13 protein-coding genes are annotated in these 12,436 nt (G+C 28.5%); 8 read left to right on the top strand and 5 right to left on the bottom strand.

The annotated features are described in order from the left end of the window. The first annotated feature begins 3 nt into the window (after positions 1–3). The 4 genes from GOY08_RS13950 to GOY08_RS13935 are packed head-to-tail and all read left to right on the top strand — an operon-like array spanning position 4 to position 2,408. Positions 4–363 carry a hypothetical protein gene (locus tag GOY08_RS13950; RefSeq protein WP_158999537.1) on the top strand — a complete coding sequence of 120 codons (360 nt, stop codon included), beginning with the start codon at positions 4–6 and terminating at the stop codon, positions 361–363. Between the two features lie 22 nt (positions 364–385). Continuing rightward, a complete protein-coding gene (locus GOY08_RS13945; RefSeq protein ID WP_158999536.1) occupies positions 386–742 on the top strand; it encodes a BufA1 family periplasmic bufferin-type metallophore in 357 nt (118 codons plus the stop codon). A gap of 5 nt (positions 743–747) precedes the next feature. Then, a complete protein-coding gene (locus tag GOY08_RS13940) occupies positions 748–1,575 on the top strand; it encodes a DUF692 domain-containing protein (RefSeq protein ID WP_158999535.1) in 828 nt (275 codons plus the stop codon). Then, a complete protein-coding gene (locus GOY08_RS13935; RefSeq protein ID WP_158999534.1) occupies positions 1,572–2,408 on the top strand; it encodes a hypothetical protein in 837 nt (278 codons plus the stop codon). The genes GOY08_RS13940 and GOY08_RS13935 overlap by 4 nt, the downstream gene beginning before the upstream one ends. Here the strand turns inward: GOY08_RS13935 and GOY08_RS13930 are convergent. Continuing rightward, positions 2,389–3,396 carry an adenylyltransferase/cytidyltransferase family protein gene (locus tag GOY08_RS13930; protein ID WP_158999533.1) on the bottom strand — a complete coding sequence of 336 codons (1,008 nt, stop codon included), beginning with the start codon at positions 3,394–3,396 and terminating at the stop codon, positions 2,389–2,391. The genes GOY08_RS13935 and GOY08_RS13930 overlap by 20 nt on opposite strands. A gap of 164 nt (positions 3,397–3,560) precedes the next feature. Between GOY08_RS13930 and GOY08_RS13925 the strand changes: the two genes are divergently transcribed. Next, positions 3,561–4,340 (top strand): FKBP-type peptidyl-prolyl cis-trans isomerase, encoded by a 780-nt coding sequence (locus tag GOY08_RS13925; protein WP_202914071.1) that lies wholly within the window; start codon positions 3,561–3,563, stop codon positions 4,338–4,340. Positions 4,341–4,421: 81 nt separating this feature from the next. On the opposite strand, the gene GOY08_RS13920 is transcribed toward GOY08_RS13925, so the two are convergent. Next, positions 4,422–6,629, bottom strand: coding sequence for a hypothetical protein (locus GOY08_RS13920; RefSeq protein ID WP_158999532.1), 2,208 nt, complete (start codon positions 6,627–6,629; stop codon positions 4,422–4,424). A gap of 388 nt (positions 6,630–7,017) precedes the next feature. On the opposite strand from GOY08_RS13920, the gene GOY08_RS13915 reads away from it, so the two are divergent. Continuing rightward, positions 7,018–7,827: a substrate-binding periplasmic protein gene (locus tag GOY08_RS13915; protein WP_158999531.1), complete on the top strand. Its 810-nt coding sequence runs from the start codon at positions 7,018–7,020 to the stop codon at positions 7,825–7,827. 2 nt (positions 7,828–7,829) lie between these two features. Here GOY08_RS13915 and GOY08_RS13910 read toward each other — a convergent pair whose 3' ends face one another. Next, complete coding sequence (locus GOY08_RS13910; RefSeq protein ID WP_158999530.1) at positions 7,830–8,414, bottom strand: helix-turn-helix transcriptional regulator; 585 nt, start codon at positions 8,412–8,414, stop codon at positions 7,830–7,832. A gap of 164 nt (positions 8,415–8,578) precedes the next feature. Here GOY08_RS13910 and GOY08_RS13905 point away from each other — a divergent pair, with 164 nt between their 5' ends. Then, positions 8,579–9,133: an OmpA family protein gene (locus GOY08_RS13905; RefSeq protein WP_158999529.1), complete on the top strand. Its 555-nt coding sequence runs from the start codon at positions 8,579–8,581 to the stop codon at positions 9,131–9,133. Between the two features lie 2 nt (positions 9,134–9,135). On the opposite strand, the gene tpiA is transcribed toward GOY08_RS13905, so the two are convergent. Then, entirely contained in the window at positions 9,136–9,933 is a 798-nt protein-coding gene (gene tpiA, locus GOY08_RS13900) for a triose-phosphate isomerase (RefSeq protein WP_158999528.1), read from the bottom strand. A gap of 17 nt (positions 9,934–9,950) precedes the next feature. Continuing rightward, positions 9,951–11,159, bottom strand: a complete 1,209-nt coding sequence (locus tag GOY08_RS13895) for a phosphoglycerate kinase (protein ID WP_158999527.1) — start codon at positions 11,157–11,159, stop codon at positions 9,951–9,953. Between the two features lie 155 nt (positions 11,160–11,314). On the opposite strand from GOY08_RS13895, the gene GOY08_RS13890 reads away from it, so the two are divergent. Then, positions 11,315–12,427, top strand: a complete 1,113-nt coding sequence (locus tag GOY08_RS13890; RefSeq protein WP_158999526.1) for a mannose-1-phosphate guanylyltransferase — start codon at positions 11,315–11,317, stop codon at positions 12,425–12,427. Positions 12,428–12,436: the final 9 nt, after the last annotated feature.

Here is a 12,436-nt window from a genome sequence, read left to right as displayed (position 1 = left end):
GTTATGTCAAACAAAAGTAAATTAGTTCTTAGTGCAGCTGTCGCTGGATTAGCAATGGGAGCAATTTCTGCAGCATCTGCTGAAGAAGTGAAATGCTGGGGGGTAAATAGCTGTGGAGCAAAAGCTACAGCAAAGGATAAAGCTGGTTGTGGAGTAAACAAAGCTCAAGTTGAAGCTGTTAAAAAAGATAAAGAATTAAGTGCTAAGTTTGGAAAAGCTATGGAACACTCATGTTCTGGAAAAGCAGAATGCGCTGCAAAAGGCGGTAACCTAAATTGGACAAAAGTTTCCAAAGAAGAATGTCAAAAATTGGGTGGTTTTTTAATGGATGATAAAGGTAAAATAGAAAAGTTAAAGAAATAATTATCAATAGGAGATGACAGATATGCATGCAAAAAAAATAATAATAACAGCAGCACTTAATAGTATTGCTCTAACTATTCATGCACAAAACAAAGCAGATGTTGTCATCTCCCAGGAAGTTGAAAAATGTTTCGGAATTCAAAAAAAAGAAATGAATTCTTGTGCAGTAGATAAAACAGATATTGATGCTGCCAATGCTGCTTTTAAAAATAAGTACAAAAAAAGCACTACTTTTGAATGCGCAGGAAATGTCATGGGTTCTGATAAAAAAGGATATCTTGGCTGGCTTTATGTCGCAAAAGGTTCGTGTTTAAAAATTGAAGGAGGCTTTTTAATTAAGAAAGATGAGAAAGGAAAAAAAGTTGTCGAAAAAGGATAATGAATGTGAATGAAATAAATTTAACGATTAAACATAAAGATGGAATATTTGGGGCAGGCCTTCGAGCTGCCCATTATTCATTTTGGCACCAACTCTCTGACCTTCCTATTCTTGAAATTATGGCAGATAACTACATGATGTTAGAAGGCGGTCCGGCTCTTTATCATTTAGATAAGATAAGAGAACGAACACACACTGTTATGCATGGTGTAGGTTTAAATATTGCAAATGCTTTTAGCATTGATAGAAATTACTGTTACAACTTGAAAAAACTTAGTGACAGATTAAATCCATTAGTAATTTCAGATCACCTCTGTTTTTCTGCTTCACCAACACACAATAGTTTTGACTTACTTCCTATTCCACTAAATGAAGAAACTGAAAAACTTGTTATTAATAACATTCATATTGTCCAAGATATTCTGCAAAGACCTCTTTGTCTTGAAAACATATCTTCTTATGTTGCTTATAAAAATAATGATTATACAGAAATAGAATTTTTAAATTCACTTTGCAAAAAAACAGGTTGTGGTATTCTTTTGGATATAAATAATCTTTATGTATCAGCAGTAAATCATAAATTTAATGCATTAACAGAATTAAAGAAAGTTAATCCTAGTTTTGTTAAACAATATCATCTAGCTGGTCACTCGACGATGGATGATTTTTTATTTGATACTCATGACAATTTAGTTTGCTCTGAAGTTTGGTCGTTAATGCAGTCTGCTTTAAACTTTATTGGTAAAAGACCTGTGATAATTGAACGTGATGATGAACAAGCTCCTATTTCAGAAATAATCAATGAAATTAATATTGGAAATTCATTAATATGAAAATAGATGAATTAAAAGATTTACAAAATTTTTTTCTAAAAGTGATTTACTCAAATCCAAATGAAAATTATAACCATTTTACTACTGAAAAAGAATATCAATTCTTTGATCCAGAAACATTTCATAGGATTCAGGCATATCGCCAATCATTTTATGGTAGAGTGTCAAGCGTATTTTCACAAACAATATTTGATTTAGCAAGCGCTTTATTTGGTAAAAGTTTTATTGAAAATTATTTAATGGATTATTTTCATAATAATCCAACTCCACAAGATATGACAAATTCTGTCAAAGAATTTTCCAATTATTTAAAATTGCAGGAAGAAATTCAAAATTGTCCTTTCGTCCCAGATTTTATTTTATTTTGTTTTCTAATACATGAAATTTTATCCGCTAAAAACCCTTTGGAAAATACTTTTGGACAGGAATCTCCAATTGCAGATAACATATACTTACAAAAAGAACATATTTTATTTACTTCTGATTGGCCTATATTTCAATTATATAATGCAGCAAAAGAGCTTTTAGAAGCAAAAGAAAATAAAAACAATAACGAAGAAGATTTAGAAAAAATCCGTGAAGAAAAATTAACTCAAATAGAAAATAAATCTGAAGATGTAATTATTTTTAAAAGTAATCCTTGGAGTCTTGATGTGATTGGAATTCCAAAAGAGTTTTTTCCAGTAATTAGTAATTTAAGTAAAGGTTTTAATTTACAGCAATCAATAGAAAATTCTGACATATCTGAAGAATCTTTTGATTTAAATAAATTTTCAAACTGGATTTCAGTTTTAACTAGACAAAATGCTTTTTTTAATAAAAATTCTTATTAAATTTTTGAATTATTTGATAATGATCTGCATACATTTTATCTTGAAAAAATGGTAAATCATCTAATAAAACCCACATAACTTTTAGTGAGTTTTTTGCAGCTGAAATTAATGGTAAATTATCAGATTTAATCATAAATAAATATGTTTTTGACAATTGTTTTCCTAAAGGAAAACGTTCCGAATAATTAAAAAAATCACTTGAAACATAACTCATTGATAAATGCTCTTTATCAATATCAATTGTTACTTCATTTTGTAAATTTTCAAGTGAATTATTTTCAAATTCTCTATCTAAATAATCCACTTCAGGAAGAGAATAAAGATCTTTTTTCAATGGTTCTTTACTCATTAAAAGAAGGATATATTGATTGCAAAAAATTAAAGCATTAGTCACACTATCTCTTCTTAATTTATTCCTATTTTTCTCTATATATTTAAATTTTCTTTTTAATAAATTATAGTCATTTGATTTAGCATATTTAGTTAGATATTTAAGAATAGGTTTAGGCACATATTTACTAATTTTTAAAAAATCATTTTTCAAAAATAAAAGATTTCTGATATCAGTTGCATTTATACTTTTAAAATTGCCTGTTTCTAAAAACTCCCATTGGGGAAAGATTTTTAGGTAATATGAACTAGCATCTTTTTGATGTCCAATAATTGCAATATTTCTAACTGAATTTGTAATTTTAAATACTTCTCCTTGTACATTTTGAATCCATTTTTCTTCACAATAAAGTCTATCGCGAATACCAACAAAATAAATTTTGTTTTTTTCAGTTTCGCTCAAACAAGAATTAATCATTTCAATTCTTTGCGCAATATTCCATGGCCCTCTAGGAGATGGAGAAGAATAAGCACCACCTAAAATAATAATTAACTTTTTTGAATACTTAAGCGCAAATTTAATACTTTCCAAATGTCCTAAATGAAATGGTTGAAAACGTCCAATATATATGCTGAACTCATATGTTTTTTTCTCCACTATCACTCCCACCTCAAAAATCAAGTAATATCATTATATTAAACACCAATAAGATAGCTGAAAGAAGAATTTATCTTGACACTTATATATAACAGTAATACAGTGTTGCGACCATTCGTTTTGTTGACGAATGCCATACTTTAACCATAAGAAGGAACTCAGTTATGAAATTTGCTTCAACAAAAAAATGGGCAACACTTGCTGCTCTTGCAAGTTCTCCAATGCTTTCTTTTTCCTCTTTTGCAGCTGAAACTCCTGCAAAAAAAGAAGCACCTTCTACTCCAGCAACTAAGAAGGGTACTATGACTTTTAAAAATGACGAAGAAAAAGCGAGCTATATTATTGGACACGAAATTTCTTCAAGCATTAAAGGCGGAGAAATAAAGATTAATAAAAATATCTTGTTAAAAGCTATTGAAGATGGATTAAATGGAAAAGAATCTGAAATTAGCACACAAGATTCTCAAGCTTTTATGCAAAAATATATGACAGAACAACAAAAAATTCGTAGCGATAAGAACTTAAAAGAAGGCGAAACTTTTTTAAGCAAAAATAAAGCTGAAAAAGGCGTAGTTACTTTAGCAAGTGGGCTACAATATAAAATTATTACTGAAGGAAAAGGCGCTAAACCAAAAGCAACTGATACAGTAACAGTTAACTACGAAGGTACTTTAATTAATGGAAAAGTATTTGATAGTTCCTACCAACGTGGCCAACCTGTTTCTTTTCCTGTAAATGGAGTGATTAAAGGCTGGACTGAAGCATTACAATTAATGCCTGAAGGGTCAACTTGGATGCTTTATATCCCAGCAGGTCTTGCATATGGTGCACAATCTCCTTCTCCATCTATTGGACCTAATTCAACTCTTGTTTTCAAAGTAAATTTAGTATCAATTGCCAAACCAGCACCTGCAACTAAAACCGCTGAAAATGAAAAAAAATAATCAATTAAATTCTTGATTTTTCTAAAGGGCTTCAGTTAATGAAGCCCTTTTTTATTTTTTGATAAATATATTTGCTAGCTTTTATACTTTTTTCTGCAAATAATTCATTGCACTAACTAGCTTTTTTTGTGGCACATATTTTGCATTATATAAAATATTACTAGAATTTAATTTTGTTGAGAGCATTTCATATACTTTACTTTTTTTATTGCTACACAATTCAATTGCAGTTTTACCTTCTTTATTTTTTAGTAGAATTGCTGCTTTTACAGAAGGTTGATCTGCATATTCTAAAAGCAATCCTAATAGAGACTCCATATTTAATAAAACTGCTTTATGGAAAGGCGTATTAAGTTTTTCATCTATTGCAATATCTACTTTTACATTTTGAATATATTTACTTTGAAAAGAATATTTTAAAAGTCTTTTGATAGATAAAAGAAGATAGTTTTGTTTTAATAAATGATTATTTTTAGGATCAAAACCTGCAATAAATAAAAATTGAATTGCTGTTAAACCATCTATATTTATAAAATTAGAATTATAATTTATTTTTAACTCATGGATAATTTCTAAATAATTTTTGATAAATTCATGATTCATTTTTTGGCATGCAGCTTGGAGGACTGTGATATTTTCTTCACTTAGGGCATAAGGATCTGAAAACTGAACAATTTTTTTCAAGTCTATGCTTATTTGATCTGTTGCTAAATTTGTGCCACCAGATTTAGCTACAAGAAATAATCTTTTTTCATAAAATTTATTTTGATGAGACTTAACTAATTCACTATTCGTTGTAATACTTTCAGATGATATGGATCGTTCTAATCCTATAGATTCAGATGATAAGCTCCTTTCAAGTGTAATAGCTTCTTTTTCATTTGTTAGTTTTGATAAAATAGGTATGCTTTTAAGAGTTTTTTTTACATTTTGTTCAAAAAAGTTTCCTTTTTTTATAGAAGAACTATCTGTTTTATTGACTTTTAACACTTTTTTTTCATTTTTTTCATAGCTCACAAGTGGGGCTGGTTTTTGTTTAGTAATACATTTTGTAAATTTAAAAACAATATCTACAAATGTATCTCTAAAAGATTTATCAAAATTTTTAAATGTAAATTTGAGGGAACTTAAATATTGAATACCTTCTTTTAATTTAAAATCAAATACTGTGCTATTAGAAATAGATTTTTTAAATTCAAAGTAATCGTTTTTAGAAATATCTGAAGGATATAGGAAAAGCTTCTCTTTATTAATAAGACAGTAATTTGTTTTTTCCGAAAAATACTCAACCGAAGCAAAATTTTCTTCAAAATTATTATACAAAATTTTCTTTTCACCTAGAGAATTTACTTTAACCAATATTTTTTTGTATTTAGACTTAGAAAAATTTTTAAATAATATTTCTTCAGCATGTGATATTCTAAAATTACCTGTAAATTTACCTCTACTGAAATAGATAGTATGAAATAGTTCTCTATTTAGCAAAAGATATAAATAGATTTCATGAAAATTTAAAAAATATTTTTTATCTCTAAATTCTTTAAATTTATATTGCAGATTATTTTTATCTTTCTCAATAAAGTTCCCAAATAATTTTAAAGCTCTTTCTTCACCCGATATTTTTTTATATTCTAAAAAAGAATCCATAATAATTTCAAAAATTTTACTAATTCGCTCTATTCTGTTTATTTCTTCAATATAAAGAATTAAAACCTCATTATAAAAGTTTATAATGAGTTCAGATACAAAATCAGTTTCAACTTTTCCATCTAGATCAATAAAATTAATAGATTCTCTATTATATATTTTCATCACATATTGCAGTAGAATAATATAAAATAAAATTTCAACTGAATTATATTTAATAATATAGGAAGAACAGCCTTCATGCATTTTCTTATAATCTTCTTTTTGAAGATCAATTTCTTTTAGAAAACTTTTTTTACCTTCTTCAGAATCAAATAAAGAACTTAAATCATTATAAAAATCCTCTTCTTTCTGTATTTTATAAAATTTTTTATACAATAAATTAGAAAATTCATTAATAATTAATACTTGATTATCAATCAATTTACTCTGCATTTTCTTTGCTTCAAAAGGATTTTTTACTAAATATCTGAAATATTGCTTACATTCTTCATCAAAATCAAATTCATGAAATTGAAATGTTTCCATTAAAAAATCATGTTTTTTTGTCGCAGTAACTAAAATCCCTTTATCAGAAAGAAGATGAAACATTTTTGGAAGGTCGCTGCTTAGTAAATCATTGATATAATTATATTCAGGCATTTAAAAATTTTCACTCCTTGTAAACTTAATCACCTCTTCTATATTTTTTATATTTTTTTATTATTTTGTCAAAATATTTAATTAGTTTTAATAAATTAATAAATAATATAACATCAAAAAAGCGTTATCTTATTAAAATTATTTCACTTCAGAAAAATATTTTAATTTATTAACTATAAAATTAATTAAAATTTAATTTTATAGTATTTTTAATTTATTACATTTAATAACTTCTGAATTCATAAAGTCTAATAAAATATTTAATTATTTATTAGACGTTCTTGCATCTTAATTTACAACTGCTAAAAAAATGTCAGTAATTTGATGTTTTTAAATTGAAAAAGCTCAGATAAAATAATAAAAATAAAGTTTTATGGGAAGGATTTCTATGGTAAATTTTTTGAACTTAAAATTTATCGTTATTTTTCTTACATTTTTAGTTTGTTACAAAATTAACGCTTTAGAATTATGCAAAAAGCCATGGAAAGTAGCAGTATCAGATCGCTACCCTTTTGAAGTTTATCTAGAAGGAAAGCCAAAAGGTCTTAATATTGACGTGATGAATAAAGTAGCAGAGAAGCTAAACTGCAAAGTAGAATATTTTGATCTTCCATTCGCTCGTATTATCTATGAAGCCAAGCATGGTAATTTAGATATCGTCATGGGAGTCGGTAAAAGAAAAGAAAGAGAAGAATTTGCTTATTATTTTGAACCATACCTTAATTCACCTTCAGTTATTATTATCCATAAAAAAGATTATAAAAATTTCGAAAATTTTAAATTAACAGATCTTACCCAAGAAAAAAATAAAAGCAAAGTTGCTGGAATGATTGGTGCTGTTTACAATAAAGAGTATGAAACTCTTATGAGCAATCAAATATTTGTAAATCATTTGGTTTTAACCTCAAAAAATGCACTCAATTTTAAAAAATTAATTGATAAAGAAGTTGATGCAATTTTATTAAGTGACATAGCAATTGCTAAAACCTTAATAAACTCTTCTGATTTTAAAAATGATCTTGTTATGATTCCAATTGATAAAGAAGATTACTCATATTTTATGTATTCAAAAAAATCATTTTCTGAAGATGAAGCTAAAGTAATAAACGGCACTTTAGCAAAATTTTTAAAAGATAAAGAAGCTGAAAATTTAATGTTAAAATATTTTACAAAAGAAGAATTAAAAATATTTAAATAGTATTAATTATTTAAATAGTTATATACTGATGCTCTAGAAATATTTAATATCTTAGCAATATATTCTTTTGAATTTTTCGCTTGAAAAGCTCCATTTTTCTCTAGGTCAATAATAATTTGTTTTTTTTCCTCTTTTGTTAAAGAATTAATATCTTTTTTCAAATTTATTAGAGTATTATTTAAATAAATATGGATTTTTTCTTGCCAATCATCTTTAAAAAGTACGGCTGCATTTTTATCAAAATCATCTTTATTAAAAAAAATATCAATCATATTTCTCATATTTACTAAAAATGAACAATCAAAATTTAAACACATCAAATATTTTGGATTATCAATATCTATGACTATACTAATACTTTTAAGCATTCTTCCATCATAATTCATTTTCTCATAAGGACCTATAATTTTTTGTGAATCATTAAATTTAATATCATTTAAATTTGAATCTTCTCCAATTTGTCTATTAGAAATGTTATTAGCTATATAGGTAATTTTTTTTAATTTTAAATCATGAATTACAATTTCTAGATAAGGAGTGAATAATTTTTCTAAAGATTTTGCAATATTAATATAATTTTCCAGCATACCAACCTCCAAGATTGCTTATGTATTCTATTTTTAAGTTTTATGTCAATTTTCTTAGCAATTTTGTCTGACATGGTAAATAATCAATAATTTTAATAATTTGACATTAATATTTTTTTATGTATTAATTCAATCTTGTTGATAAAGATAGAAAGGAAAATTATATGTATTCTTTTAAGTCTATTCAGTTGTTAGTGCCTATCTCTTGTTTACTTTTTTCAAATTCATATGCAATATCAGAGAAAAATTACAGTAACAAGTATGAATGCCAATATGAATTTGAGTTGAATAAAAGTAATATTGATTCAAATTTTATTGCGTCTTGCTTAGAAAAAGTGAAAAGCAGTGAAAATATTATATCTATCAAAGTTCTTGCATCTGCAAATTTAAAAGGTAGCAATCAATATAATGATAAACTATCAAAAGAAAGATTACAAAATGCTGCGGAATTGTTATCTAAAAAATTACCAAATATAGATAATAAAGAATTAATTTCGGTAGGCAAAAGTAGTGAATATGGAAAAAAAGTTTATATTACGTTATATACAAACGAAAAAGAAATTCCAACACAAGTAAGTAATTCTAATTTAAATGAACATAAGCCATCAACAGTAGCTTCTGAGCCTCTTGAACATAACCATAAAACAGCTACACAAAAGGCGCATTCGGAATATGTAAAAGAAGAACCCCCTTATAAACTTGATTATAAAAGGGAATAAAATTAGTTAGAGCTCTTCATACATAATTCTAAAAAATCTTTTGGAACTAGGCTTGCTCCGCCAACTAGGGCTCCATCAATATTAGGACAATTGATGAATTCACTGACATTATTAGCTTTAACACTGCCGCCATACAAAATTTGGAACTGATTTCCAATTTCATCTCCAAAATAATTCAGTAAAAAAGTTCTTATAATTGTGTGCGCTTCTTGAGCTTCCACAGCTGAAGCTGCTTTCCCCGTGCCAATAGCCCACACAGGCTCATACGCAATGGAAAGAAGAGGTTTATTTGGGTCAGAGCCAACAAATGTTTGAGAATTTCTTATTTTAGAAGCAACAAAAGCTTGCTCTAACTGTGTGACTAAAATTTCTTTTAGTAGACCTTTTTCACGTTCAGCAAGTGTTTCACCTACGCAATATACAGCTCGCATACCATGATTTAGCAATGCACTAATTCTGGCTCCAGCAGTTTGATTTGTTTCTGCAAACATTTGACGACGTTCACTATGCGCAACAAGACTTCCTAAAACATGGATGCTTTTTAACATCGCTGGAGACACTTCTCCAGTAAAAGCTCCTTCTTCAGCCCAATGTGCATTTTGTGCAAACAAAGAAACAGTATTTCTAGTTTTTCTAGCTAAATCCGCTAAAAAAATACTAGGTGCTGCAACTCCAACTTCAATTGATAAATTTTTTGCAGCAACATTATCTGACAAAGTTTGGAAATCAGCTGAAGCCTGAATGGCATCTTTAAACATCTTCCAGTTTCCAATGATAAGTTTTTTTCTTTTATTTTGCATATTAATATCCCAATCCCTTATTTTTTACGCAGCACTTTAATTCCAGGGAGCTCTTTTCCTTCAAGTAACTCCATACTTGCCCCACCACCAGTAGAAACGTGAGTTACTTTATCTTGTAAATTAAATTTAACAATAGCAGCAGCGGAATCTCCACCTCCTACAATTGTTGTTCCACTACATTGCGCTAATGCTTGTGCAACAGCTTTTGTTCCTTTAGAAAAGGATTCAAATTCAAAAACACCCATAGGACCATTCCAGACAACAACATTACTACTTTCAATAATTTTACCAAAAGTAACAGCAGACTTTTCTCCTATATCTAATCCCATTAATCCTTCTGGAATATCTGCAGATTGAACAACAACTGGGATAGTATTTTCTGAAAAATCAGCACCACAAATATGATCTTCAGGTAAATAAATTTTAACATTTCTTTTTTCAGCCGCTTTGAAAATTTCTTCTACAAGATTTAATTTATCTTCTTCAACTCTTGATTTACCAACGTTTTTACCTAAATATTTTAGAAAAGTATATGCCATAGCTCCACCAATAATCATATTATTTGCAATATTAGTGAATTTACGAAGAATATCTATTTTATCTGAAACTTTAGAACCTCCAAAAATGGCAGTAACAGGAGCCTTTGGAGCTCTAAAAGCTTCTTCTAAAAACTGCATTTCTTTCGCAACTAAAAAACCAGCAGCTCTTTTTTCTAATGGAAAACATTCAGGAACGGCAAACATGGATGCATCGGCTCTATGGCATGTACCAAATGCATCGTTGACATAAAATTCTGCATTTTTAGCTAATTTTTGAGCAAAATTTGCATTTCCAGCTTGTTCTTCTTTATGAAACCGTAAATTTTCTAATAGAATAATTTGATTTGGTTTTAAATCATAAACAATTTTTCCAAATCCATCTTCTACATAATCTTGAGCTAGAACTACTTCTAAGTTAAGTAATTCTGCTAAACGAACTCCAACTGGGGCAAGGGAAAATTCTTCTTCATACCCAACACCTTTGGGTCTCCCTAAATGTGAGCAAGCAATAATTTTTGCTTTTTTATCTAATAACCATTTTATTGTTGGTAAAGCAGCCACAATTCTAGTTTCATCCGAAATAGCACCTTTTTTTATGGGAACATTTAAATCTAACCTTAAAAAAACAACTGGTTGCTGATCAGAAGAGAAAGATAAATCATTTAAAGTTTGAATTTTATTTGCCATTAGTAACCCTTTCAATGCGGCTGAAAAAACAATCCAAGCAAGTAAAGAACTCTTAATGGTGTTTGTCAATTAGTTGAGAATTCTTGCTTATTATGTAATTACAGATAGATTATATGAATATTCTTAATCCTGCTTTCTGCATGAAAGGAGCTATTTTGCAATCAGATCTTTTAGAAAACTTTGAGAACAATGATATATATTCAATCATTTTATGCGGCGGATCAGGGACAAGACTGTGGCCACTTTCTAGAAAATCATTTCCAAAGCAGTTCATATCTTTAGGTGAAAAACAAAAAACGCTTTTACAATTAACAATAGATAGAGTAAAAAATATTTCCCCCATTCAAAACAGATGGTTAGTTACTGCTCAATGCCAAGAAAAGCTTTGCAAGAGCCAAATATCACATCAAATAGATAAAATCATAGTAGAACCTGAAGCGCGTAATACAGCACCAGCAATTGCTTTAACCGCTTGGAAACTTATGCAGGAAAATCCAGATTCTATAATGGTCATTTTATCTTCAGATCATTCCATCCAAAATGTAAGATCTTTTGAACAAACTATCCTAGATGCCATCAATCTGGCCAAAAATAATTTGTTTGTCACAGTTGGTATTCAACCAACTTATCCAGCAACGGGTTTCGGTTATATCGAACAAGGACTTCCTCTCGATATTGAAGGAAATATTCTTTCTCCACAGCGACTTTCAGAGACAACTCCTACTGGTTATAGTGTGCGTAGTTTTAGAGAAAAACCCAATCAAGCTGCAGCTGAACAATTTATTAGAACCCAAAAGTATTTATGGAATGCAGGAATCTTTGTTTGGAAAACAAAAACATTTTGGAATGCATATTCGCATATTCAACCAGAAGCAGCTAAATTGATAGAAAGTATAAACAACTATAATATAGCTGAAGTTTATAAAAAATTAGAAAATGTACCGATTGATATTGCTTTTATTGAACAAACAAGTCACGTTGCTTGCGTCCCAGCAAACTTTGATTGGAACGATGTGGGTTCCTGGTCGGCTGTAAGGGAATGTTTTGAACAGGATAGTCAAGGAAATAACGTTTCAGGAGAAGTTTTTCTGCTTGATACAAAAAATTCAGTTGTCCACTCAACAGGCCCCTTTGTTTCAGTAATTGGAATGGAGAATGTTGCAGTTGTGGCTAGTCCAGACGCAATACTTGTCATGCCATTGAATCGAAGTCAGGACGTGAAAAAAACAATTCAATATTTGGAAACAAAAAATCCAAAACTATTGTAACTCAATTTG

It is taken from the genome of Pigmentibacter ruber, from assembly GCF_009792895.1.
Lineage (GTDB): Bacteria > Bdellovibrionota_B > Oligoflexia > Silvanigrellales > Silvanigrellaceae > Silvanigrella > Silvanigrella rubra.
This window is presented reverse-complemented; position numbering and strand designations above follow the sequence as displayed.